A 23,990-nucleotide genomic window follows, 5' to 3' on the forward strand; every position below is an offset into this window, starting at 1 on the left:
GATGGGTGCGGCGTCGGAATGATGAAAGCCTAAGATCAAACCTTCTCGCGCAATTCCCCGTTATGCAATTCCAGTGTGCGATCCATGCGTTTCGCCAGCCTGCTGTCGTGCGTGACGAGGATGAAACTGGTGCCGATCTCGCGATTCAATTCAAGCATCAGTGCATAGACCTGTGAGGCGTTGTCTTCGTCAAGATTGCCCGTAGGCTCATCGCCCAGCACACAGGAAGGGCGCGTCACCAACGCACGCGCCACTGCGCAACGCTGGCGTTCGCCGCCGGAAAGCTCGGACGGCTTGTGCGCCAGGCGCTGACTCAGCCCCACACGCTCCAGTAGCGTCGCGGACTGTTTCTGCGCTTCAGAGATGCCAACCCCGCGAATCAGCAGCGGCATACACACATTTTCCAGCGCCGTGAATTCCGGCAATAGATGATGGAACTGGTAGATGAAACCCAGCGAGCGATTGCGCACGCGTCCGCGTTCGGCATCGGACAGCTTGGAAAGGGTGCGGCCTTCCACTTCCACTTCGCCGCCGCTCAACGTGTCGAGGCCACCAATGAGGTGCAGCAGCGTGCTCTTGCCGGTGCCGGAGGCACCGACGATCGCCAGCGTTTCGCCGCGCTTGAGCGTGAAATTCACGTCGGTGAGCACCGTCGTGTTCAGATCGCCTTCCGCATAGGTTTTGGCGACGTGACTGGCGCGCAGCACGATATCGTTGGAAGCGTGGTTCATCGGCTTATTCATAGCGCAGCGCCTGTGCCGGTTGCGTGCGCGAGGCGCGCCATGCGGGATAGAGGGTCGCAAGCAGGGAGAACAGGAAGGTGATCAACGCCACCCAGATCACGTCGTGCAATTCAAGCCTGCTAGGCACTTCGCTGATGTAATAGACATCCGGCGACAGGAAGGTGATGCCGGTGATGTGCTCGATCCACTTGGCAATCGTGGGTAGCTGCCACGACAGCAGCGAACCAAGCCCCACGCCAAAGCCGATACCGACAAAACCCACCAGCACGCCCTGCACCATGAACATGCCCATGATGCTGCGCGGCGTGGAACCGAGCGTACGCAGGATGGCGATATCGGCCTGTTTGTCGGTCACGAGCATCATCAACATAGAAATCAGATTGATCACCGCCACCAGAATGATCAACGACAAGATGATGAACATCACATGCTTCTCCATGGAAATGGCGGAGAAGAAATTGGCGTGACTGTCCATCCAGGTCGTCAACCCGTATATCTGGCCCAACGTATCGGACAACTGGCCTGCCACGGTGCGCGCGTTGTAAAGATCATCCAGCTTCAGGCGAATGCCGGTCGGGCCGTTGATGCTCTTGAGCTTTTCCGCATCGCCGATGTTGATCAGGCCAAGGCCGGAGTCGAACTCCTCCATGCCCATCTCGAAAATGCCGCTGACACGGAAACCGCGGATGGTCGGAATGGCACCCCATGGCGACGCGTGCCATTCCGGCACCACCATGGTGACTTTGTCACCGACATTCACGCCGAGCTGCAGTGCCAGATCTCTGCCGAGAATGATGTTCCAGCTGCCAGGCGTGAGCGAATCGAACGACCCCTGGATCATGTGCTTGTTGATGTCCGAAACGTTCGGCTCTTGCGTTGTATCGATGCCACGCACCAACGCGCCACTGGAGTGTTGCGCCTGCAGGAACGATTGGATCTCGACATAAGGCGCCGCCCCTTTCACATGCGGGTTGGCCTTTACCTGCTGCATGGCGTATTGCCAGTTCTGCACCGTCTCGCCCGGCAGGCCGGACACCGTGGCATCGGAAATCGCGCCCAGGATGCGTGAACGGAGCTGGTAGTCGAAGCCGTTCATGACCGACATCACGGTGATCAACGCCATCACGCTGATGGTGATGCATACGATGGACACCGTGGAAATGAAGGAAATGAACTGATTGCGCCGCTTGGCGCGGACGTAGCGCAGGCCGATGAAAAGCTCGAGCGGTCGGAACATGGGGGCTTCGCTGGTGGGATATGGGCGGGAGGCCTGAAACCTCAGACCGCACCGCGCGCGCAGAGTGCCCGAACTGAGGCGCAGGGGCAATGGCGAGCGGGCACCCTATCCTTTCGGCACGAGGTCAGCGGTCGTTTTCCGTGGCATTCGCCAGAACCGCCAGCCGCATGCGCAGGCGCCGGCGGATGTCCGCATCGCTGTTGTCCGGTAGCAGCCACAGCGTCAACCTGCCGTAGCGCCCGCTGGCAAGGCGAAGCAGCACCATCTGGCGCATCACGCGGGACGCGGTGAGCGTGGCCGCTTCATCCGCACCGTCCAGGCCGCGCAGCGTCCAGCCGCTCTGGCTCGCCCATCCTACCGCGTAGATCGGCAACCGTAGCCGGCGCACGGCGTGGGCACAGGCGGCTATGGCCGCCAGAGCCACTATCGCGCGTGCAATCGCAGGCATACCGGAAAGAGTGACCGCTGCCACAGCCGCTGCAGTGATGAGGACAAACAGTCGCGGCACCCAGCGCGAAGGCCGGTATTCAAAGCCGATGGCGGGCGCGGATGTCATCGATGATGGCCTGCCAGTCGGCGCGCGGCGGTTTAGCGTGACCCATCACCCAGTCCCAGAGGTCCGGGTCTTGGGCGTCGAGCAGTTCGTCGAACGCTTGTTGCATGGCTGCGTCCGCGGTGAGGAACGAGGTTTCCAGCCAACCGCCGAACAGGGCATCCAGTTCGCGTGTGCCACGGCGGGTGCGCCAGCGGAGGCGTTTGAGTTGCGCTTCGTCCATAGGCCTCGAAAACCACGCGGGGACCGGTCTTGCCTTGCCGTCATCCCGGCGCAGGCCGGGATCCCGTAGAACATGCAGTGCGAAGCGCTCAACCTGGGATTGCGTGGCTTCGCACGGTTTATTTGACTGGAGGCCTGCGCCGGAATGACGAGCGTCAGGCCGACCGACGTTCCACCAGCAGCTTCTTGATCTCCGCGATTGCCTTCGCCGGGTTCAAACCCTTCGGGCAGGTGCGTGCGCAGTTCATGATGGTGTGGCAGCGGTAGAGCTTGAACGGGTCTTCCAGATCATCCAGACGCGCACCGGTGTCTTCGTCGCGCGAATCGACGATCCAGCGATACGCCTGCAACAGGATCGCCGGGCCCAGGTAACGATCGCCGTTCCACCAGTAGCTCGGGCAGCTCGTGGAGCAGCATGCGCAGAGGATGCACTCGTACAAACCATCGAGCTTCTTGCGATCTTCCGGCGATTGCAGGCGTTCGCGATCGGGGGCCGCACTCTGCGTGCGCAGCCATGGGCGGATCGACGCGAACTGCGCATAGAAGTGCGTGAGATCCGGCACCAGATCCTTCACCACCGGCATGTGCGGCAGCGGGTAGATCTTTACGTCGCCCGAGGCACATTCGGTGATGGCCTTGGTGCAGGCCAGCGTGTTGGTGCCGTCGATGTTCATCGCGCAGGAACCGCAGATGCCTTCGCGGCAGGAACGGCGCAGCGTGAGGGTGGGATCGATCTCGTTCTTGATCTTCAGCAACGCGTCCAGAACCATCGGACCACACGCGGCCATATCGACCTCATAGGTGTCGATGCGCGGGTTCTGTCCATCGTCCGGCGACCAGCGATAAACGCGGAACGTACGGGGTTTCTTCGCGTCCTTCGCCGGATAGTGCTTGCCCGGCTGGATCTTGGAATTCTTCGGTAGCGTGAACTCGGCCACGATTGCCTCTCCAGTCGGTTCTTAGTAAACGCGCTTCTTCGGCGGAACCACCTCGACTTCGCCGGTCAAGGTGTACATATGCACCGGACGGAAATCAAAACTGGTTTTGCCGCTTTCGTCGACCTTCACCAGGGTGTGTTTCATCCAGTTGTGGTCGTCGCGATCGGGGAAATCTTCACGGGCATGCGCGCCACGGCTTTCAGGGCGCTGCTCGGCCGAGTGCATGGTGGCGACGGCCTGATCCAGCAGGTTGGACAATTCCAGCGTCTCGATGAGATCGGAATTCCACACCATCGAGCGATCGCTCACGCGCACGTTCTTGAAGGAATCGTGCACGTCGGAAATCTTCCTGGACCCTTCCTTGAGTGTTTCGCCCGTGCGGAATACGGCCGCATCTTCCTGCATGGTGCGCTGCATGTTCAGGCGAATCTTGGCGGTCGGCATGTCGCCATTGGCATTACGCAGGCCGTCGAAACGACCCAACGCCTTGTCCAGCACGCTGGCAGGCAGATCCTTGTGCGCGGCACCCGGCTTGATGATCTCGGCGCAACGATGCGACACGGCGCGACCGAACACCACCAGATCGAGAAGCGAGTTCGAACCCAGACGATTGGCACCATGCACCGATACGCACGCGGCCTCGCCGATGGCGAACAACCCCGGTACGACGGCATCAACGTCATCGCCCTTCTTCTGTACGACTTCACCATGGTAATTGGTAGGAATGCCGCCCATGTTGTAGTGCACGGTGGGCAGCACCGGAATCGGTTCCTTGGTGACGTCCACGCCGGCGAAAATACGCGCCGATTCGGCGATGCCCGGCAGGCGCTCGTGAATCACCTCAGGACCCAGGTGCATCAGGTTCAGATGAACATGATCATGATGCTCGCCCACGCCGCGGCCTTCGCGGATTTCTACCGTCATCGCGCGGCTGACCACGTCGCGCGATGCAAGATCCTTCGCGCTGGGCGCATAGCGTTCCATGAAACGCTCGCCCTTGGAATTGGTGAGATAACCCCCTTCGCCACGCACGCCCTCGGTGATCAGGCAACCGGCGCCATAGATGCCGGTGGGATGGAACTGCACAAATTCCATGTCCTGCAAGGCAAGGCCGGCACGCAACACCATGCCGCCACCATCACCTGTGCAGGTGTGCGCGGAGGTGGCGCTGAAATAGGCGCGGCCATAACCACCAGTCGCCAGCACCACGGCATGGCCACGGAAGAAATGCAGCGTACCCTCGTTCATGTCGAGCGCCAGGACGCCACGGCATACGCCTTCTTCATCGAAGATCAGGTCGATGGCGAAGTATTCGATAAAGAAAGTAGCGTCATGCGCCAGCGCCTGCTGGTACAGCGTGTGCAAAATCGCGTGACCGGTACGGTCGGCCGCGGCGCACGTGCGCTGCGCGGTGCCCTTTCCGTAGTGCGTGGTCATGCCGCCGAACGGGCGCTGATAGATACGACCGTCATCGGTGCGCGAGAACGGCACGCCATAGTGTTCGAGTTCCAGAATCGAGGGAATCGCCTCGCGGCACATGTACTCGATCGCGTCCTGATCACCCAGCCAGTCCGACCCCTTGATGGTGTCGTAGAAATGGAAACGCCAGTCGTCCTCGCCCATGTTGCCGAGCGCGGCGGCGATACCGCCTTGCGCCGCCACGGTGTGCGAACGCGTGGGAAATACTTTGGTGATGCACGCGGCCTTGAGCCCTTTCTCGGCCAGGCCGAACGTGGCACGCAGCCCGGCGCCGCCGGCACCTACCACGATCACGTCATAGTTGTGCTGCTGAACTTTGTAAGCTTCCATCGACCTCAGGCTCCCAGTGCGATGCGCAGCACCGCCAGCGTGCCGGCCAGCACGCACAGCACGGCGATAAACTTGATGACCACCAGAAGGGTGAGCTCCTTCCAGCGGGTATGGACGTAATCTTCAATGACCACCTGCAAACCGAGCACCGCATGCCAGAACATGCTGATCAGCAATGCGACCAGCAGCACTGCGTTCCATGGCCTGGCCACCGCAGCGCGCGCCGTGGCGTAGTCGCCGTGCAGCAGGCCAAGCACCAGAACTACGAACCAGATACCCAGGAGGACCAGCGCGACGGCGGTGGTGCGCTGTGTCCACCAGTGCCCCACGCCGTACTGTGCAGCGCCCAGGCCGCGCGCCCGCTTCAGCGGATGCCGCAGATCTTTCGCGTTCGCACTCATGCAGCACCTCCGGCGGAAAGCACATAACCCCAAACGATAAGCGTGAGCAGCAGGCTGACGATCACCGATGCCCAGCTCGAACGCACGAATTGCACGATCGTGTAGCCCGCGCCGGCATCCTGCACCAGATGGCGCACGCCGTTGCACAGGTGAAAGAAGAACGACCAGGTCCAGCCGATCAGCAGGATGATCCCGATGGGGCTGCCCGCGCAGACCTTGAACTGATTGAATGCGTCCTCGCCCGCAGCCAGGGCAACGAGCCCCCAGACGACGATCAAGGTGCCTACGGCCAGGGCGATGCCCGTCGCACGATGCAGGATGGAGGTCACCATCTGCACTTGCCACTTATATATCTGTAGATGCGGTGAAAGCGGTCGTTGGGTCTGTGCCATGTCGGCTATCCTGGGGTGGAATCGCTGATACCCGCACCTGCTTGTTCCCCGCTCCATCGCCACACCGCAGCGCAACGACGCAACGGATCAGAAATCGATGCAGCGCCCGTTCTTTTCCCAGTCGCCGTAGCGCGTAGGGTCCGGTGCCGGCTGCTCGCTCTGTTCCTTGCCTGGTAGGGGGAAACGGGCGTCGAGCCCCGCTCTTTCTTGGCGGGTTCGTTCGGCGTTGCGGGTTGGGAGGACGTGTCGGGCATGTTGGTATCGTCAAAAGCGTAATACTTGCGGCATAGCGGCACAACCAGTTGACGCCAGGCAGCAGGCGTTGCAGGCATGGGGGAGGCTTGCACCGCGCCCCTCCCGCCCCCACTCCTGCGCGCATGCCTACCTCTCACATCACCCAAGCGGTTCTTATCGAAGGCCCGGACGCCGTGGCGTTCGCACATAGCCAGTTCGCCAGCCAGGTCACGGCGCTCGCGAACGGTCAATGGCAATTCAGCAGCTGGCTGGACGCGCAGGGGCGCGTGCGCAATGTGCTTCATCTTGCGCGCATAGGCGATGAGCGCTTGATGGTGATCTTGCGTGGTGGCAACGCAACGGATTTCATCGACGCATTGCGGCGCTTTGTGTTTCGCTCGCGCGTCAAACTCACGACCGTAGAAGGATCACTTGCCGGCGGCGAAGCGATGCCAATGCATTACGTCGATGTGCATGATGATGTCGTTCGTCTCGGTTGTGGAACGCATGCGATGCTCTTTGGCGCGCATGTCGACAATGATGAAACGTGGCGACTTCAACAGCTGCGCGCAGGATGGCCTTGGCTTCCCAATGCGAGCTTGAATGAAATGCTTGCACCGGCTTTATCGCTGCATCGGCTTGGTGCGGTGACAATCGATAAAGGCTGCTATCCAGGACAAGAGATCGTTGCGCGCCTGCACTATCGCGGCGGCAACAAACGACATTTGCATCACGTCGTTCTGTCAAAAGCGCTTGAAGATGGTTCACTTCTGCATCACGAAGGTCGCAAGTTTGTGCAGTTGCTCAATGTCATCACACATGATGAACGCGTAGAAGCACTTGCTGTCATAAGCGATGAAGATGCGAATAACATCGCGCAACATACGGAAATCATTAGCGATGAGAAGATTACGATGCACTTGCTAACTGATTGGCCTGATTGACATTTACATCATGCATGCCATGCAATGCTCATAAGCGGAATATGAATCGGGGCCGCCAGGCACTTGCAAACACTGCCGCGCCCCACTAGATTCCGCCAAACTTTTTTGGCATCCACCTGCCCACAGGGTGCCTACATACGCGACGAACCGGAAGGGTCCGGATCGGCGCGACCCGGCAAGAAAGTCGCCGGTGACAACTCGCCGTATGCGCGAACACGCTGCATCAGGTGCCTCATTGCACGCAGCGTAATTGCCAAAGCTTCCCCGGTCGACATCGGACCTGTCGATCGATCCCCGCCGCGTTATTGCGGTAAAACATTGCTTGCGCCAAAAGTTTCGACGCGAGCGATAGATCCAGATGGAACGGCCTGCCCGCCCGTCCATCGCAACGGCGTTCAAGCACGTATGTGTGCACGGACGTACAGCACGCTGGAGGCAGATATGAAACTTTCCATGTTGTTGTGGCTGATGTCCGTACTGCCCCAACCGCTCGCAGACCAGACTTGTCTGGCGACCACCGTGTACCTGGAAGCACGTAGCCAGTCGACGGTGGGCCAATTGGCCGTGGCGGAAGTCGCCATGCGCCGGCGCGAACGCGGCCAGTGGGGCGATACCGTATGCGACGTCGTAAAGGCGCCGCATCAATTCGCGCTCACCACAACATCGCCCAACCAGGACATCGAAAATCTTTCGGCATTCCAGAAAGCATGGGATATCGCCGGAAAGTCGATCCAGAACTGGGGCCTCCCTGCTGACGAACGCCGCTTTTTCGTTCCGCATGCAGACCATTTCGCCACCGCTTCCATTTCGCCGACATGGTCGCGCAATCAGCATGCCATCACAATTGGCGATCACAAGTTCTATTCCATCAACTGATGTTCGCGCCCATCGCGACACAAAAAAGGCCCTCCTTTGAGGGCCTTTTACTTTAGACGTTTAGACGTCTATTTTCTTGAAATGATCAGCGCGGATAAACCAGATTATTGCTGATCACCACATAATCGCCAGGGCGAACGCCAGGATTGGGAACCTGCGTTACCGTGGCGTACTGACCGTTATCAAGGCGCACAATGATCTGCCACGCTGGCACCGTACCGGCAGGCTGGCTATTTGCTTGACCGACCTTGTTGCCCACCACGCCACCCACCACCGCGCCACCCACGATAGCGGCCGTATTACCGCGACCATGACCGATGGTGCTGCCCAAAAGGCCACCCGCAACCGCGCCGATCACGGTACCGATGCCGCTATTGTTGGTGCCCTGCTGCTGGATATAGATCTGCTGAACCTGCTGCACCACGCCACAGCTTTGGCAGACGCGAGAGGCGTAGGTGGTCTGGTAGGTCGTCGGTTGGGTTTGACAACCCGACAGCGCCGCCACCGCCACCATCAACGCCATCACCGCACCGTACTTCACCGATTTGCTTTTCACGACGACCTCCTTAAGTTGTGCCCTGGCGCAAGCGAACGCCGCTTCGTGCCTTATGTGCCGCATTGAAGCGCCAAGACGCTGAATGATGGCTAGACCGAAGCCGCCTGAGCGTTAACAAAACGCACCCTGAGATAGGAGAACAAGGCCAGGATGCTCCATCATGACAGCCATGCTCAAGCTCGCAGACAGCCATGTGCATCTGGATGATGCCTCCTTCGATACCGACCGCGACGCGGTCATTGCACGCGCCCGCGGCGCCGGGGTATCGCTGCAGATCATTCCCGGCGTGGACACCGCAAGCTGGCCGCGCATCCACGCGCTATGCACGCCGGGCAGTGGCCTGTTTCCTGCTTATGGCATGCACCCGATGTTCATGCATAAGCATCAACCGGAGGATCTTTCGAAACTATCGCATTGGCTGACTGCACACCGCCCCGTCGCCCTGGGCGAAATCGGCCTCGATTTCCACGAACGGACTGTCGACGCGGAGGGGCAGCGCGACTATTTCATGCGTCAGCTTATGCTGGCACGCGAATGGGACCTGCCCGTCATTGTGCATGCTCGCGCCGCCATGGACGAAGTGACCACGACGCTACGTCGCATCGGCAAGTTGCGCGGCGTGGTACACAGTTTTTCGGGCAGCCTTCAGCAAGCAGAGCAATTATGGAAACTCGGCTTCCATATCGGTATCGGAGGGCCAGTCACTTACGAACGCGCGCAACGCCTGCGCAGCATCGTCGCCACTATGCCGATCGAATATCTGATGCTGGAAAGCGATGCGCCAGACCAACCCTTGTCCACCCATCGCGGCCAACGCAACGAGCCGGCCCGCGTGACGGAAGTTCTGCAGTGCATTGCCCAACTGCGCAATGAGGCGCAAGAGCGCATCGCCGCCGCCACTACGGCGAATGTTCGACAACTCTTTGCAATCAGCGATTAGAGCAACGCGCTGCGTTCGATTCAGCCCATGCCCAGCACGTGCCTTGGGCACCCTCCCTGCCTGCAGGCACCGGGCCCATAGCGCACTTTCACTGGACTGACGAAATGGCTTTATGGATGGCAGCGCCTTTGGCACTTGCCAAGCGACGGCGTGCCCGGCCATCATTTATTTCATTAGTGAAATATGCACCGATGAAATGTCTCTTACCGACAAACTAAAAATGCTGGATGAGGGCGTTACGGAAATGCGCCGAATCATGCCGGCCGTGCCGTCCGACGTCGGGCTGTGCCGGATGATGGTGCTCATCAGCGAGCGTCTGCAGGCAGAGCTGGAACACAAGCTGCGCCCGCACAAGCTCAATGACAGCGAGTTTCGCACGCTGATCACGCTGTTTTGGCGGCCGGATGGCACGTCTACGCCCGGCGAAGTGTGCGAGTACACCTCACTGGGTGTTACCAATATGACGCGCATTGCCAACGCTCTGGTCAAGCGTGGCCTCATCACACGTGGGCACAGCGTGAACGATCGCCGCTGCGTGGTGATGCAGATCACCCCTGCCGGCAAGCGCTTCGTGCAGAAGATGCTCCCCACCATGCTCCCGCGCTTGAAGTTGCTATTCACGGGTTTTAGCCAGGCCGAACGCGGCACCCTGAATCGGCTGCTGCGCAAGCTCGCGCGCAACCTGACCCAACTCGAACACGAAGCGGAACATTCGCCATGAACATCGCTTCACCGCCCCGCATGGCGCGCTTGCGCCCGATCGCGCTGGTCGTTGCACTGACCCTTGCCGGCTGCTGGATTCCAGCCAAAATGCAGCATCCGGCGCTGCGTGACGACGTGCCATTGGCCGGTTTGCCGAGCGCTGCAGGCGCGGGTTGGCCGGCTGCCGACTGGTGGCGCGCATACAACGATCCGCAACTGGACCAGCTCATTGCGCTGGCCATGAAGCAGTCGCCGGATCTTGCTCAGGCGCACGCCCGCGTAAACACCGCCGAACAGTCGGTGCGCGTAGCCGCGGCACAATCGGGATTGACCATCAACGGCAACGCACAACTCACGCGCCAGCGCATGAGCGACCACGGGCTGTTCCCGCCTTCTTTGCTCGGCTTCAACTGGTACAACCAGGCCGACCTCGGCATACAGCTGCAATATGACTTCGACTGGTGGGGCAAGAAGCGCGCCGCCATCGAAGCGGCATTGGATCAGGCGCATGCCGCCGAGGCGCAACACAGCGCGGCGGCCCTCACCTTGCAGAACGCCGTTGCCGACACGTATTTCGCCTGGTTGGCCGATGAAAATCGCCTGCAACTCACACAACAAGCCATCGCTGTGCAACGACAGCTGCTGCGCATTGCCGAGCTGCGCGTACAACAAGGCGTGGATCTCCCCGATACGGCACAGCGGGTGCGCGCGCAGCTGGCCAGCGTGCAGGAAGCGCAGGCAACACTGGAAGGCTCGATCGAACTGCGCAAAGTCGCATTGGCTGCGTTGGCGAATGTGTCTCTGGCCGATCTACCTTCTTTGCAACCGCACCCCCTCCCTGCTATCGAAAGCGGATTGCCTGATGACGCACGCCTGGACCTGATCGCGCGTCGTCCAGATATCGCCGCCAGCCAATGGCGTGTGGAGGCCGCACTCAAGCAGACGGACGTCGCGCGCGCCGATTACTTCCCGGATATCAGCATCAGTGCGATGGCCGGCCTTTCCAGCACCAACCAGGGCGCACCGAATATTGCCGGCTTTTCCACCGGCACCAAGGGCGATCTCGGCAATTTGTTCACAGCCGGCAGCCGTGTGTTCGGCCTTACGCCGGCCGTGCATTTGCCGATTTTCCAGGGCGGCTTGCTGAAGGCGAACTATGGCGCCAGCCGTGCGCAGCTTGATGCTGCGATCGCCGATTACAACGTCACCGTAACGAACGCCGCGCGCGACGTGGCTACGCAAGCCGTCACCGCGCAACAGATCGCCGCGCGCCGGGCCGAGCAGGCTGCCCAAGTCGACGCCGATGAAGCGCTGCTCGCCTCCGCGCAAGCACGCGCTGCGCATGGCACCAAGGACGCCCGCGAAAGCCTCGATGCCCAAGCGCAGCTCCTGCAGCAACGCGACCAGGCGATCAGCCTGCATGCCCAGGCGCTCAGCACGGATCTGGCGCTGATCAAGGCACTGGGCGGCGGTTACCGATCCGATGTCACGCGCAACGCACAAACCACCCCCGCCTCTTCCCCGAATACCGCTGGAGCTCCCTGATCATGAGTGCTTCCGAGTCCGCTATCGCCAAGGACGCCAACGACAGCGGCCTGGCCGCAAAGAACCCCGCCAAGCGCAACCGTGCACTGCTGATTGTGGCAACGGTCTTCATGCTCGCGGCATTAGCGTGGTTCCTGTTGTGGTTCTTCGTGTTATCCACGCGCGAGAACACCGACAACGCCTATGTCGGCGGCAACCAGGTTGCGCTTTCATCGCAGGTACCGGGCACCGTCATCGCCATTCTCACCGACGACACGCAGCATGTGACGGCAGGCCAGGTATTGGTGAAGCTCGACCCCACCGATGCCGACGTGCGCCTGCGCCAGACCAGCAGCGCGCTTGCGCAAGCCGTGCGCCAGGTGCGTCAGCAGAATGACTCGGTGAATGAAGCCGACGCCATGGTCGCGCAACGCGAAGTGGATCTGCGCAAGGCTCAAGCCGATCTGAAGCGCCATCTGCCACTGGTAACGGCGCAAGCCGAATCGCCTGAGATCGTGCAGCACATGCGGGACAGCGTGGCACAGGCCGAGGCGGCGCTGAATGCGGCAAAGGCGCAGGCGCAGTCTGCGCGCGCCGCAGTGGAAGGTACCGACATCGGCAACAACCCGGCCGTGATGCAAGCACGCGCCAACTTCCGCGCGGCATGGATTGCCGCACAACGCAACACCATCGTGGCGCCGGTAAGCGGTTATGTCGCGCAGCGCAGTGTGCAGCTGGGCGCCAGCATTGCGCCGGGTCAGCAACTCATGACGATCGTGCCGCTGCACGATCTATGGGTGGATGCCAACTTCAAGGAAAACCAGCTTCGCCACATCCGCATCGGTCAACCGGTAAAGGTCACCACGGATTTGTATGGTGGTGGCGTGGAATATCACGGCAAAGTGATCGGGCTTGGCGCGGGCACCGGCAGTGTGTTCTCGCTGCTGCCGGCCCAGAATGCCACCGGCAACTGGATCAAGGTCGTGCAACGCGTACCTGTGCGCATCGCGCTCGATAACAACGAGCTGGACCAGCATCCACTGCGCGTAGGCCTTTCCGCGGATGCCACCGTGGATATCACCCAAGACAAAGGCCCGGTGCTCGCCTCCGCGCCCGCACTGCCGCCAGCGGAAACATCGGTGTACGACCAGGTGGCCGCACAAGCTGATGCCGAAGCGGAAAAGATCATTCGCGCCAATCTGGGCAAATGATTTTTCTCACGGCATGCATTCCCCCTTTCACGACGCCATTTTTCTCTAGCCGTCATTCCCGCAAAAACGGAATCCGCGTTCGCCTTTTGCTCTAGGGCACATGGTTTCCCGCTTTCATGGGAATAACGGCAAAGCACGATCGCGAGGCCAGCATGGCTGCTACACCTGAAACCGCAGCAAAGCCCAAACCGTTGCACGGCACGCCCCTGGTCTTGCTGACGATCGCCGTCGCGTTCAGCACCTTCATGGAGGTGCTGGACATGACCATCGTCAACGTATCGGTGCCGCACATCGCCGGCAGCCTTGCGGTGAGTCCCAACGAGGGCACCTGGACGATCAGCTCCTATTCGCTCGCCAGCGCGATCATGCAGCCTCTCACCGGCTGGATCGCGCGCCGTTTCGGCGAGGTGCGCACCTTTGTCACCTCCGTGATTCTGTTCGTGCTGTTCTCGATGTTGTGCGGCATGGCTACCAGTATGCCGATGCTGGTCTTTGCGCGCCTGATGCAAGGCGCCGGTTCCGGCCCGATGGTGGCGCTATCGCTGACCTTGTTGCTATCGAGTTATCCGAAGGAAAGACAAGGCATTGCGTTGGCGATGTGGGCCATGACGGTGGTGATCGCGCCGATCTTCGGCCCGATTCTGGGCGGCTGGATCACCGACAACTTTTCGTGGCCGTGGATCTTCTACATCAACGCACCTGTAGGTGTGGCGGCTGCCCTGATCACCTGGAGCTTGCTGCACAAGCGCGAAACCAAAACAGTAAAGTCGCCCATCGATGTCGTGGGCCTGGTGTTGCTGGTGGCAGGCGTGGGTTGCCTGCAATTCATGCTGGACAACGGCAATGACCACGACTGGTTTGCCTCGAACCTGATCCTGACGCTGGGCCTTATCGCGCTGGTGTGCCTTACCTTCCTGGTGGTATGGGAAATCCACGCCAAGCATCCGGTTATCGATCTGACGCTGTTCAAGCAGCGCAACTTCACCGTCGGTGTCATCAGCTTGTCGCTGGGCATGTTCGCTTTTTTCGGTATCAACGTGGTATTTCCGCTGTGGCTGCAGACCACACTGGGTTACACCGCCACCTGGGCAGGCCTGGCAGCGGCGCCCAGTGGCGTGCTGGCGTTCGTGTTTTCACCGTTCGTCGGGCGCAACATGCACAAGTTCGACCTGCGCATCCTGGTGACCTTCGCGTTCATCGTGTTTGGGGCGACATCGTATTGGTTCTCCACCTTCGATAGCGCGGCTTCGTTCGGCACGCTGGTGGTACCGCGCTTCGCCATGGGGCTGGCCATCCCGTTCTTTTTCATTCCCTTGAACCAGATCTACCTGTCCGGGCTGCCGGCCGCGGAGATTGCCAACGCATCGGGGCTATCCAACTTCTTCCGCACGCTGGGTTCTAGCGTTTCCACCGCAGTGATGGTGACCCTGTGGCAGCACCGCAGCATTTATCACCACGCCACGCTGACCGAAAGCGTGAGCCATGCCCAGCCCGGGGCGACCCAGTACCTGCAGCAGTTGTCGCACCTGGGTATGGGCGCCACGCAACAGCTGGGCTATATCGACCAGATCATCAACCGTGAGGGCTATACCCTGGCCGTCAACGACGTGTTCTATGGCTGCGCCGTGCTGTTCGTGGTTTTGCTGCCCGTGCTCTGGTTCGCCCGCCCACCGTTCGGGAGCGCTGGCGGCGGTCCGGGGCACTGAACCGGGCCCGAGGCGAAGCGCCTGGGCCTCTCCGAATGCTGCACTCTCCAGTGCAGCATAGAAGCTGAACACTGGCTGGTGCGGCGCAATACCTTCTGCTAGCTTGTGTGCATGGCACAAACTAACCGCATCATCAAGAAGTACCCGAACCGTCGGCTCTACGACACGGAAATCTCCAGCTACATCACGCTGGAAGAAGTCCGCCAGCTGGTTCTGGACAACGAAAACTTCGAGGTCCGCGACGCCAAGTCCGGCGAGGACCTGACCCGCTCCGTGCTCCTGCAGATCATTTCCGAGCACGAAGAAAAGGGGCAGCCGATGCTGTCACCCCAGCTATTGAGCCAGATCATCCGGTTCTACGGCGACTCGCTACAGGGGTTCATGGGGCCGTATCTGGAGCGCAGCCTGCAAGTGTTCCTCGACCAGCAGCAGCAGTTCCGCAACCAGCTCAACAGCCTGATGGGGCAGACGCCCTGGTCGCTGCTGAACGAGCTGACGGAACGCAATCTGGACGCCTGGAAGAACATGCAGCGCGGCTTCCTGGATGCTGCATCCCAGGCTTCCCCCCCGCCGGGCCAGGCAGGTCGCACCAAGAAACCTTGATCTTTCCGGCACAGGCTACCGCTGCAGCACAACACGTGCTGCCGCGCGGCATGTGCTGAAGGAAATTTGTCATGGCGCTGTCAAAGTCAGGTTCTCGCGTTGCCCTGGTCACTGGGGGCATTGGTGGTATCGGGACCGAAATCTGCCTGCAATTGGCGCAGGTCGGCCGCACGGTGATTGCGGTGGACCTGGCCACGCGCAGTGACCGCATCGAAGCGTTTCGCGAGCGAACCGCTGCATGCAACGGCGCCATCCGTTTTGAGCCTTGCGACGTCGGCGATTTCAAAGCGTGCGGCGACTTGATCACCCATGTCGAGCGCAACATCGGTCAGGTCGACATCCTGGTGAACGCTGCCGGCATCACGCGCGATACCAGCCTGCGCAAGATGGATCCGCAGCAATGGCATGAACTGATCCGCGTGAACCTGGACGGGGTCTTCAACACCTGCCGCCACGTAGTCGATGGCATGGTCACCCGTCAGTTTGGCCGGATCGTCAACCTCAGTTCGGTCAACGGCCAAACCGGGCAGTTCGGCCAAACCAACTATTCCGCCGCCAAGGCCGGTGTGCACGGCTTCAGCATGGCCCTGGCGCGCGAAACGGCGCGCAAGGGCGTTACCGTTAACACGGTGTCGCCCGGCTATTGCGATACGCCAATGGTCGCCGCCGTACCGCAGGAAATCCGCGAACAGATCATCTCCGACATCCCCGTGGGCCGACTCGGCACGCCGGGTGACATCGCCCGCGCGGTGGTGTTTCTGACCGCCGACGAGGCGGACTACATCACCGGTGCAAACCTGCCGGTGAACGGCGGCTACTTCATGAGTTTCTGATCGGCACCGCCGATGCGTACTTGCGATAAACGCACGGTTGCGGAACAGTGATGCGCTCCCTTCTACGGAGTGCACTATGACGCGGCAAGCAATCACCCTCATCGGCGGCGGCCTGGTTGGTGCGCTGCTCGCCCGGCTGCTGGCCAGGCGCGGGTTCGCCGTGGAAGTGTTCGAAAAGCGCCCCGACCCGCGTCTCGCGGGCTTTGTCGGCGGCCGTTCGATCAATCTTGCGCTCGCCGAACGCGGTCTGCAGGCGCTGCGCACGGCCGGTCTTGCGGACGATGTGCTCCAACGTGCAGTCATGATGCGCGGTCGCATGGTGCATCCGTTGCAAGGCGATAGCAGCCTGCAGCGTTATGGCGTCGACGACAGCGAGGTGATCTGGTCGGTGTCGCGCGGCAGTTTGAATATGCTGCTACTCGATGCCGCGGAGGCGGCTGGTGCGCGGTTCCATTTCGGCCACGCGTTGGCCGATGCCGATCTGGACGCGCGACGCATCACCCTGTCCGATGAGAGCGGCACGCAGCGCCAGCATGATGCAGCCGTGCTGATCGGCGCCGACGGCGCCGGCTCCGCGTTGCGCGCGGCGATGGACAGCTATAGGCCTCTGGGTATCCGGGTCGAACCGCTGGGCCACGGCTACAAGGAACTGGAAATTCCCCCCGGCTCGGGCGCCGAACGCTTCGCCATCGAGCCGAATGCATTGCACATCTGGCCGCGCGGCGGCTACATGTGCATCGCGTTGCCTAATACCGAAGGCAGCTTCACTGTCACGCTGTTTCTGCCCGCGCATGGACCGCATCCAAGCTTCGATACATTGGCCGATGCCGCCGCGGCCAATGACTTTTTCCTGCAGGACTTTCCCGATCTGCTGCCGCTGATTCCGTGCTTTGCCGACGATTACGACGGTCATTCGGTCGGCAGTCTGTCCACGCTATATCTCGATCACTGGCATATCGATGGGCGAGCGTTGCTGGTGGGCGACGCGGCGCACGCTATCGTGCCCTTCCACGGCCAGGGTATGAATTGCGGCTTTGAAGATACGGTGACCCTGGCCGACCTGCTGGCCGACACGCAGCGCGATACGGCCGACACGTTCGCCCAATTCCAGCGCATCCGCAAACCCAATGCCGATGCCATCGCAGCGATGGCGCTGGAGAACTACATCGAAATGCGCGATTCGGTTGCCGATCCGCGTTACCTCGCCAAGCGGGAACTGGGGGCACAGTTGGCTGCCCGCGCGCCGGCCCATTTCATGGCGCGCTATCGCATGGTCACCTTTACGCAGCTTCCTTACGCTTACGCCTATGAGCGCGGCCGCGCACAGGATGTGCTGCTCGATCAATTGCTGCGCAGCGCCTCCCATGCGGGCGACGTGCCGCTTGATGCAGCGGTCAGCGCGCTCCAGGCAACCTTGCCCCCACTGCCGCCGCTGCATCATGGATAGCACGCTGCTGGACACCTACCGCCGCACAGAATACCGCGTCCGTCTGGCGCGCGGCGGCTGGGCCTGCATCCAGGTGGACGCCCCACTGCCCACGCCCTTGCACGCGCTGATTGGGCCGCACGACTGGGCGTTCATCACCGCCTGGAATCCGCTCTCCCGCCAGCAGTCCCGTCGCCAGAATCATGCTGCGCAGCATGCCCTGCTGCAGGCCGTGCGCGCACTGCCCTCCACGGTCGCCATTCGTCCCGCCATCGGCGTGGGCGCACAGTGGCGCGAGCCTAGCCTTTTTGTCATCGGACCGGCGCTCGCCGAGGTGGATGCGCTGGCACGGCAATTTCAGCAGGCCGCGTACGTGCATGGGCTGGCCGATGGCCATGCGCGCCTGCGCCTGAGTAGCGACCAGCCGCCGCGTGGACAAGCGGGATAGAGGTACCCACAATGGCCCGACGAGCGGCCATGCTTTCCTGCCGCCACGCCCGCGTTGGCGGGGATCAAGGCAATGCGCAATTTCGAGGCTCCCGAATTTGAACACTGTGGCAAGCGCCCCTTCACTTGATACCCCCGCCCAAAGAGGGGCACCCCTGCTCGAAGCTCGCGCGCTCGCCTTCTATCGCCAGGACGAAGCCGTCTTCGGCCCACTGGATTTTTCGCTGACCGCCAGCGAGTTGATGCTGATCGAAGGCGACAATGGCAGCGGCAAAACCACCTTGATGCGCATCCTCACGGGCCTCCTGCGCCCGGAGGAAGGTGAGCTGTTCTGGCGCGGCGAGCGGTTGACCTGGGATCGCTGCAGCGGCGAGGTGGTGTTCCTTGGGCATCAGCTTGGCTTGAAAGCCGAGCTGAGCGCGCGCGAAAACCTGGCCTTTACCATCGGCCTGCACGGCCATCGCAACCAGAGCGGTATCGAACAAGCACTCACGCAGGTTGGATTGAGTGGGTTGGAGGATGAACCGGTACGCAAGCTTTCCGCCGGCCAGAAAAAACGCGTGGCATTGGCGCGACTGCTGCTGGTTCCGGCCATCTTATGGCTACTGGACGAGCCCTACGCCAATCTCGACCGCGCCGGCATCGAACTGGTCGATGTCTTATTGGAAGCGCATATCGCGCACGGCGGTTCGGCGCTGGTCACCAGCCACGGCGCGGTGCAATTTCACGGCGGCGAGCCGCAGCGGATTCATCTGCATGATTGAAACGCGGCGTCCGGGCCTCGCTCATGCCTGCGCGGCGGTGTTGCGCCGCGACCTCACGCTGGCATGGCGCCTGCGCGGCGACATGGTGTTGCCGGTGTTGTATGCGCTCATCGTCACCTCGCTGTTTCCCTTCGCGCTCGGCCCTGAGAATGCATTGCTGCGCCGGATCGCCGGCGGCGTGGTGCTGGTGACGATCCTGCTGGCGATGCTGCTGGCCATGGACGCGATGTTCCGCAGCGACATCGAAGACGGATCGCTCGAACAACTGATGCTCGCGCCGCAACCGCTTGCCGTCATGCTGGGCATGAAGATCCTGGCCCACTGGCTGGCGACCGCGTTGCCGCTGATCGTGGTCGCCCCGCTGCTTGCCGGCATGCTGCACTTGCCGGCCACCGTCATCCCGGTGCTGCTGGCAGCGTTGTTGCTGGCGACACCACTGTTGAGCCTGCTGGGCGGCATCCTGGTGGCCCTTACGGCCGGCACGCGACGCTCTGGTATGCTGCTGGCCTTGATGCTGCTGCCGCTGTGTGTGCCGGTGGTGATCTTTGCCGCTGGAGCTCTGGCAGCCGCCCAGGAGGGGCTGCCGTGGATCGCTCCGATCGCATGGCTGGGCGCGGCGCTCGTTCTTGCCGTGGTGCTGGCTCCTCTTGCTTGCGCCGCGGCGCTCCGCATAGCGCTGGACTCCTAGCATGGCAAATTGGATCCCCCTCTGGTTGCACAAGCTGAGCTCGCCGCCGGTGTTCTACCGCTTTGCCGGCAGCCTGCGTCCGTGGGCCATCACACTCGCCGTGCTGCTTGGCGTTATTGCACTGTACGGCGGACTGGTGCTCGCACCATCGGACTACCAGCAAGGCAATGACTACCGCATCATTTTCATCCACGTCCCCTGTGCCTGGATGAGCCTGTTCATCTATGGCGTCATGGGCGTTGCCGCCTTTATCGCACTGGTGTGGCGCATCAAGCTGGCCGAAGTGATAGCGATGGCTTCCGCGCCCATCGGTGCCGCATTCACGTTCATCACGCTGGTCACCGGTTCGCTGTGGGGCGAGCGCATGTGGGGAACATGGTGGACGTGGGATGCACGGCTCACCTCCGAACTCGTGCTGCTGTTTTTGTACCTGGGCGTGATCGCGCTGTACCACTCGTTCGAGGATCGCCGGCAAGGCGCTCGCACAGCGGCGTTTCTCGCCTTGATCGGCATCATCAATGTGCCGATCGTGCATTTCTCCGTGAACTGGTGGAATACCCTGCATCAGGGCTCCACCATTCGGCTGCTGGGGCCGTCCACGATTGCGACGTCGATGCTCTGGCCGCTGCTCACCATGATGGCCGCCACCAAGCTCTATTACATCGCCAGCCTGTTTGGTCGCGCGCGCGTCGATCTGCTTACGCTGGAAAGTGGCAAAGATTGGGTGCGCCAGATTGCCCAGAACGAGGTGCGCGGATGAACGGTGCATCGTTGTCATCGTTTTTCGCCATGGGCGGCTACGCGGTTTATGTGTGGCCGGCGTATGGCGTGTTCATCATCGTGCTGCTGATGGATTGGCTCGCGCCGCAATTTCGCCGCCGTCGCGTGCTGCGTGAAGTGCGCTCACGCATGGCCCGACAGGATGGGCGCAAGGCTCGCGCTTCGGCTCCCGCTTCCCTTGAGGAAGAGGGCCGGGGTGAGGGATTGCGCTTGCCATGATGGTTACATGTATGACCGAAGCCTTTTGCGCCGCGTCGACAACATGCTGCGTCGCAAGGCTGCCCTCTCACCTCAGCCCGCTCCCCGGAGGGGAGCGGGTGTTTGAAGCGCTATGAATCCAACCCGCCAACGCCGACTCACTATCATCATCGCCATCCTGGTTGCCTTCACTGTCGCGGCGGCCCTGGTGGTCTACGCGCTGCAGCAGAACATGAATTACCTGTTTACGCCCAGCCAGGTTCAAGCAGGGGATGCGTCGAGCTACAAGACGTTTCGCCTCGGCGGCATGGTGAAGTCCGGTTCGATCCAGCGCGCCGGCGATTCGTTGAAGGTGACCTTCACCGTGGTCGATGCCGGCGGTGCCATGCCGGTGGAATACATCGGCATCCTGCCCGATTTGTTTCGCGAGAACCAATCGGTGATCGCCACCGGCCATATGGACGGTGCGCGCTTCGTCGCTACCGAAGTGCTCGCCAAGCACGACGAAACCTACATGCCAAAAGAGTTGAAAGACGCGATGGCGAAGGCGCATGCCGGCAAGCACATCGATGAGGCGTCCAATCAGGACAAACAGCAGCTATGACTCCCGAACTTGGTCAACTCGCCTTGATTCTTGCGCTGCTGCTGGCGGCAGCGCAGTGCGCGCTGCCGCTCGTCGGCGCCTGGCGCGGCAATCGTGCACTGATGGCGATCGCACGACCGGCAGCCACCGGACAAGCCGTATTCGTCGCGCTTGCTTTCGCCATTCTGGTGTCGGCGTTTCTGCGTTTCGATTTCTCGGTTCAGTACGTAGCGGCCAATTCGAACCTTGATTTGCCCTGGTATTACCGCATCGCCGCCGTGTGGGGCGCGCATGAAGGCTCGATGTTGCTGTGGGTGCTGATTCTCAACGTCTGGACCGTTGCGCTGGCACTGTTCAGCCGTCAATTGCCGGAAGTGTTCGTGGCGCGCGTGCTGGGCGTGCTTGGTTTCATTTCGGTCGGCTTCTTGTGTTTCATTCTGTTTACGTCTAATCCATTCGGTCGTTTGTTGCCGATGCCGCCGGATGGCGCAGATCTCAACCCGGTATTGCAAGACCCCGGCATGACCTTCCATCCGCCCGTGCTGTACATGGGCTATGTGGGTTTCTCGGTGGCATTCGCCTTTTCCATCGCCGCGTTGCTGGGGGGCTCGATGGAGCAGTCCTGGGTGCGCTGGGCGCGACCGTGGACGAACGCCGCGTGGGGATTTCTTTCGTGCGGCATCGTTGCGGGAAGCTGGTGGGCGTATGCGGAACTCGGTTGGGGCGGCTGGTGGTTCTGGGATCCGGTGGAGAACGCCAGCTTCATGCCATGGCTGGTGGGCGTCGCACTGATTCATGCACAGGCCGTGACGGAGAAGCGCGGCTCGCTGCGCGCGTGGACGATTCTGCTGTCGCTGTTTGCGTTTTCACTTTCGCTGCTCGGCACCTTCCTGGTGCGTTCGGGCATTCTCACCTCGGTGCACGCGTTTGCTTCCGATCCACGCCGTGGTACCTACATTCTTTGCTTCCTGGCGATCGTGGTGGGAGGGGCGCTGCTGCTGTATGCATTGCGCGCACCAAAGGTAGCCGGCGGCAAGGCGTTCGCGCTGGTTTCGCGTGAGAGTGCGATTCTCATCGGCAATTTGATGTTCACGGTTGCCGCGGCCATGGTGATGCTGGGCACGCTGTTCCCGCTGCTTGGCGATGCACTGAACCTTGGCAAGATTTCCGTAGGCCCACCCTACTTCGGCCTGCTGTTCCCCCTGCTGATGTTGCCGGTGGTGCTGTTGTTGCCGTTCGGGCCGTACTTGCGCTGGGGCAAGAGCGATGCGCCTGTGCTCAAGCAGGTGCTGGTGCGCGTGGGCGTGGCGGCGGTGGCCTGCGCGATTGTGGCTGCCTTCTTCGTGCAAGGGCAGCTCAAGGCGATCGCTGGTGTTGCTGGCGCTGTATGGGTGGGCGTGGGTGTCGTGCTCTACGTCGTCAAGCGCTGGCGCGACATGGCGCCTGGGCGCCGTTATCCGGCTGAGATGGCCGGCATGTTGCTGGCGCATGTGGGCGTGGCGGTGTTCCTGATCGGCGTGCTGCTCTCCGAATCGCTCAGTGTTACCCGCGATGTGCGTCTGGCGCCAGGGCACGTCGCCGTCGTCGGCGGCTATACCTTCCGCTTCGACGGTGTGACGCAGGCCACCGGTCCGAACTGGGTAGCCGAACAAGGTGTGGTGACGGTCACGCGCAACGGTGCGCCGGTGGCCGTGATGCATCCGCAGAAACGCACGTATTCGCACGAGCAGGTGCAAACGACGTCGGCCATCGATCCGGGCGTCACGCGCGACATTTACGTCGCGCTGGGCGAACCGATGGATGCCAACCACGTGGAAGGCGCATGGGCATTGCGGCTTTACACCAAACCGTTCGTGCGCTGGATCTGGGGCGGCGGTCTTTTCATGATGCTCGGCGGTTTCGTGAGCGCCACCGATCGCCGCTTCCGTGTGAAGCGTGAAACGGAGGCCACCCAAACCGTTACTGGTGTGCTGCAGGAGTCCAAGGCATGAGCCGGTTGGTGCCATTCCTGGCCTTTGTTGTGCTTGCCGTGCTGCTCGGTTTCGGGATCTGGTGGAACAGCAGCCACGATCCCACGGCCGTGCCTTCGCCACTGATCAACAAGCCTGCGCCAGTCTTCGCATTGCCGACGTTGAATGATCCATCGCAAACGGTGAGCAAGGCCTCGATGCTGGGCAAGCCCTACCTGGTGAACGTGTTCGCAAGCTGGTGCTTTGCATGCGGCGAAGAACATCCGGTATTGATGGCCGAGTCCAAAAGCCTCGGTATCCCGGTGATCGGCTACGACTACAAAGACGATCCGAACGATGCCAAAGCATGGCTTGCGCAGCATGGCAATCCCTACAGCGTGGTGATTACCGACGTGTCCGGCCATACCGCTATCGACTTCGGCGTGTACGGTGCACCGGAGACATTTCTGATCGATGGCGCGGGCATTGTTCGCTACAAGCGCATTGGGCCGCTTACGCCCGATGTGATCGCGCAGCAACTGGAGCCTGCCATCGAAGCATTGCAGCATTCCGCCCCTGCTCCTGGCCGGGGAGCGGGCGGGGGTGAAGGGGTAGCCTCGCTATGAGGTTTATGCGTGTCATCAACTTGCCGCCTCGATTCATGCGCAGAAGAAAATGCTCTTTGCACGTGTGGCCGCTCACCCCAACCCTCTTCCAGCAAGGGAGAGGGA

At 61.5% G+C, this 23,990-nt stretch carries 27 protein-coding genes and 1 pseudogene; 18 read left to right on the forward strand and 10 right to left on the reverse strand.

Annotated features, from left to right (window positions below):
• Positions 1-35: 35 nt before the first annotated feature.
• The 9 genes and pseudogenes from lolD to DWU98_RS14225 all read right to left on the reverse strand — a co-directional run.
• A complete protein-coding gene (gene lolD / locus DWU98_RS14185; protein WP_115496207.1) occupies positions 36-731 on the reverse strand; it encodes a lipoprotein-releasing ABC transporter ATP-binding protein LolD in 696 nt (231 codons plus the stop codon).
• 4 nt (positions 732-735) lie between these two features.
• Positions 736-1,980 (reverse strand): lipoprotein-releasing ABC transporter permease subunit, encoded by a 1,245-nt coding sequence (locus DWU98_RS14190; RefSeq protein WP_115496208.1) that lies wholly within the window; start codon positions 1,978-1,980, stop codon positions 736-738.
• A 124-nt stretch (positions 1,981-2,104) separates the two neighbouring features.
• Complete coding sequence (locus DWU98_RS14195; protein ID WP_115496209.1) at positions 2,105-2,536, reverse strand: protein YgfX; 432 nt, start codon at positions 2,534-2,536, stop codon at positions 2,105-2,107.
• Complete coding sequence (locus DWU98_RS14200) at positions 2,508-2,756, reverse strand: FAD assembly factor SdhE (RefSeq protein ID WP_115496210.1); 249 nt, start codon at positions 2,754-2,756, stop codon at positions 2,508-2,510. The genes DWU98_RS14195 and DWU98_RS14200 overlap by 29 nt, the downstream gene beginning before the upstream one ends.
• 154 nt (positions 2,757-2,910) lie before the next feature.
• Positions 2,911-3,693, reverse strand: coding sequence for a succinate dehydrogenase iron-sulfur subunit (locus DWU98_RS14205; RefSeq protein ID WP_115496211.1), 783 nt, complete (start codon positions 3,691-3,693; stop codon positions 2,911-2,913).
• Positions 3,694-3,714: 21 nt separating this feature from the next.
• Entirely contained in the window at positions 3,715-5,502 is a 1,788-nt protein-coding gene (gene sdhA, locus DWU98_RS14210) for a succinate dehydrogenase flavoprotein subunit (protein WP_115496212.1), read from the reverse strand.
• A 5-nt stretch (positions 5,503-5,507) separates the two neighbouring features.
• The gene (gene sdhD, locus DWU98_RS14215) at positions 5,508-5,903 is read right to left on the reverse strand and encodes a succinate dehydrogenase, hydrophobic membrane anchor protein (protein ID WP_115496213.1); all 396 of its coding nucleotides are present in this window, start codon (positions 5,901-5,903) and stop codon (positions 5,508-5,510) included.
• The gene (gene sdhC, locus DWU98_RS14220; protein WP_115496214.1) at positions 5,900-6,295 is read right to left on the reverse strand and encodes a succinate dehydrogenase, cytochrome b556 subunit; all 396 of its coding nucleotides are present in this window, start codon (positions 6,293-6,295) and stop codon (positions 5,900-5,902) included. Before sdhC ends, sdhD begins: the two co-directional genes overlap by 4 nt.
• A gap of 87 nt (positions 6,296-6,382) precedes the next feature.
• Positions 6,383-6,442: pseudogene (locus DWU98_RS14225) on the reverse strand (DUF1674 domain-containing protein); the annotation flags it as partial.
• A gap of 230 nt (positions 6,443-6,672) precedes the next feature.
• Here DWU98_RS14225 and ygfZ point away from each other — a divergent pair.
• Together ygfZ and DWU98_RS14235 are read left to right on the forward strand one after the other, a co-directional pair.
• Complete coding sequence (gene ygfZ, locus DWU98_RS14230) at positions 6,673-7,473, forward strand: CAF17-like 4Fe-4S cluster assembly/insertion protein YgfZ (protein ID WP_115496215.1); 801 nt, start codon at positions 6,673-6,675, stop codon at positions 7,471-7,473.
• A 441-nt stretch (positions 7,474-7,914) separates the two neighbouring features.
• Positions 7,915-8,349, forward strand: a complete 435-nt coding sequence (locus tag DWU98_RS14235) for a cell wall hydrolase (RefSeq protein WP_230474854.1) — start codon at positions 7,915-7,917, stop codon at positions 8,347-8,349.
• An 85-nt stretch (positions 8,350-8,434) separates the two neighbouring features.
• Here DWU98_RS14235 and DWU98_RS14240 read toward each other — a convergent pair whose 3' ends face one another.
• Positions 8,435-8,905 carry a glycine zipper 2TM domain-containing protein gene (locus DWU98_RS14240; protein ID WP_115496216.1) on the reverse strand — a complete coding sequence of 157 codons (471 nt, stop codon included), beginning with the start codon at positions 8,903-8,905 and terminating at the stop codon, positions 8,435-8,437.
• A 169-nt stretch (positions 8,906-9,074) separates the two neighbouring features.
• Here DWU98_RS14240 and DWU98_RS14245 point away from each other — a divergent pair, with 169 nt between their 5' ends.
• The 16 genes from DWU98_RS14245 (at position 9,075) to DWU98_RS14320 (ending at position 23,885) form a co-directional block, all read left to right on the forward strand.
• Positions 9,075-9,845 carry a TatD family hydrolase gene (locus tag DWU98_RS14245; protein WP_115496217.1) on the forward strand — a complete coding sequence of 257 codons (771 nt, stop codon included), beginning with the start codon at positions 9,075-9,077 and terminating at the stop codon, positions 9,843-9,845.
• A gap of 196 nt (positions 9,846-10,041) precedes the next feature.
• On the forward strand, positions 10,042-10,566 hold the full coding sequence (locus DWU98_RS14250; RefSeq protein WP_115496255.1) for a MarR family winged helix-turn-helix transcriptional regulator: 525 nt from the start codon (positions 10,042-10,044) through the stop codon (positions 10,564-10,566).
• Positions 10,563-12,092, forward strand: a complete 1,530-nt coding sequence (locus tag DWU98_RS14255) for an efflux transporter outer membrane subunit (RefSeq protein ID WP_230474855.1) — start codon at positions 10,563-10,565, stop codon at positions 12,090-12,092. The genes DWU98_RS14250 and DWU98_RS14255 overlap by 4 nt, the downstream gene beginning before the upstream one ends.
• A gap of 2 nt (positions 12,093-12,094) precedes the next feature.
• Positions 12,095-13,282, forward strand: coding sequence for an HlyD/EmrA/EmrK family protein (locus DWU98_RS14260; RefSeq protein ID WP_115496218.1), 1,188 nt, complete (start codon positions 12,095-12,097; stop codon positions 13,280-13,282).
• A gap of 152 nt (positions 13,283-13,434) precedes the next feature.
• Positions 13,435-14,988, forward strand: coding sequence for a DHA2 family efflux MFS transporter permease subunit (locus DWU98_RS14265; protein ID WP_115496257.1), 1,554 nt, complete (start codon positions 13,435-13,437; stop codon positions 14,986-14,988).
• Between the two features lie 111 nt (positions 14,989-15,099).
• Positions 15,100-15,591: a polyhydroxyalkanoate synthesis repressor PhaR gene (gene phaR / locus DWU98_RS14270; protein ID WP_115496219.1), complete on the forward strand. Its 492-nt coding sequence runs from the start codon at positions 15,100-15,102 to the stop codon at positions 15,589-15,591.
• A gap of 71 nt (positions 15,592-15,662) precedes the next feature.
• Entirely contained in the window at positions 15,663-16,424 is a 762-nt protein-coding gene (phbB, locus tag DWU98_RS14275) for an acetoacetyl-CoA reductase (RefSeq protein ID WP_115496220.1), read from the forward strand.
• A 76-nt stretch (positions 16,425-16,500) separates the two neighbouring features.
• Positions 16,501-17,871, forward strand: a complete 1,371-nt coding sequence (locus DWU98_RS14280; protein WP_115496221.1) for an FAD-dependent oxidoreductase — start codon at positions 16,501-16,503, stop codon at positions 17,869-17,871.
• Positions 17,864-18,298 carry a DUF3293 domain-containing protein gene (locus DWU98_RS14285; protein ID WP_115496222.1) on the forward strand — a complete coding sequence of 145 codons (435 nt, stop codon included), beginning with the start codon at positions 17,864-17,866 and terminating at the stop codon, positions 18,296-18,298. The genes DWU98_RS14280 and DWU98_RS14285 overlap by 8 nt, the downstream gene beginning before the upstream one ends.
• 106 nt (positions 18,299-18,404) lie before the next feature.
• Positions 18,405-19,061, forward strand: a complete 657-nt coding sequence (gene ccmA, locus DWU98_RS14290) for a cytochrome c biogenesis heme-transporting ATPase CcmA (protein ID WP_115496258.1) — start codon at positions 18,405-18,407, stop codon at positions 19,059-19,061.
• The gene (gene ccmB, locus DWU98_RS14295) at positions 19,054-19,749 is read left to right on the forward strand and encodes a heme exporter protein CcmB (RefSeq protein ID WP_115496223.1); all 696 of its coding nucleotides are present in this window, start codon (positions 19,054-19,056) and stop codon (positions 19,747-19,749) included. Before ccmA ends, ccmB begins: the two co-directional genes overlap by 8 nt.
• A 1-nt stretch (position 19,750) precedes the next feature.
• Complete coding sequence (locus DWU98_RS14300; RefSeq protein ID WP_115496224.1) at positions 19,751-20,509, forward strand: heme ABC transporter permease; 759 nt, start codon at positions 19,751-19,753, stop codon at positions 20,507-20,509.
• On the forward strand, positions 20,506-20,748 hold the full coding sequence (ccmD, locus tag DWU98_RS14305; RefSeq protein WP_115496225.1) for a heme exporter protein CcmD: 243 nt from the start codon (positions 20,506-20,508) through the stop codon (positions 20,746-20,748). The genes DWU98_RS14300 and ccmD overlap by 4 nt, the downstream gene beginning before the upstream one ends.
• A gap of 112 nt (positions 20,749-20,860) precedes the next feature.
• Positions 20,861-21,331, forward strand: a complete 471-nt coding sequence (ccmE, locus tag DWU98_RS14310) for a cytochrome c maturation protein CcmE (RefSeq protein WP_115496226.1) — start codon at positions 20,861-20,863, stop codon at positions 21,329-21,331.
• A complete protein-coding gene (locus tag DWU98_RS14315; protein ID WP_115496227.1) occupies positions 21,328-23,301 on the forward strand; it encodes a heme lyase CcmF/NrfE family subunit in 1,974 nt (657 codons plus the stop codon). Before ccmE ends, DWU98_RS14315 begins: the two co-directional genes overlap by 4 nt.
• Complete coding sequence (locus tag DWU98_RS14320) at positions 23,298-23,885, forward strand: DsbE family thiol:disulfide interchange protein (RefSeq protein ID WP_115496228.1); 588 nt, start codon at positions 23,298-23,300, stop codon at positions 23,883-23,885. Before DWU98_RS14315 ends, DWU98_RS14320 begins: the two co-directional genes overlap by 4 nt.
• Positions 23,886-23,990 lie beyond the last annotated feature (105 nt).

The organism is Dyella monticola (assembly GCF_003363155.1).
Lineage (GTDB): Bacteria > Pseudomonadota > Gammaproteobacteria > Xanthomonadales > Rhodanobacteraceae > Dyella_B > Dyella_B monticola.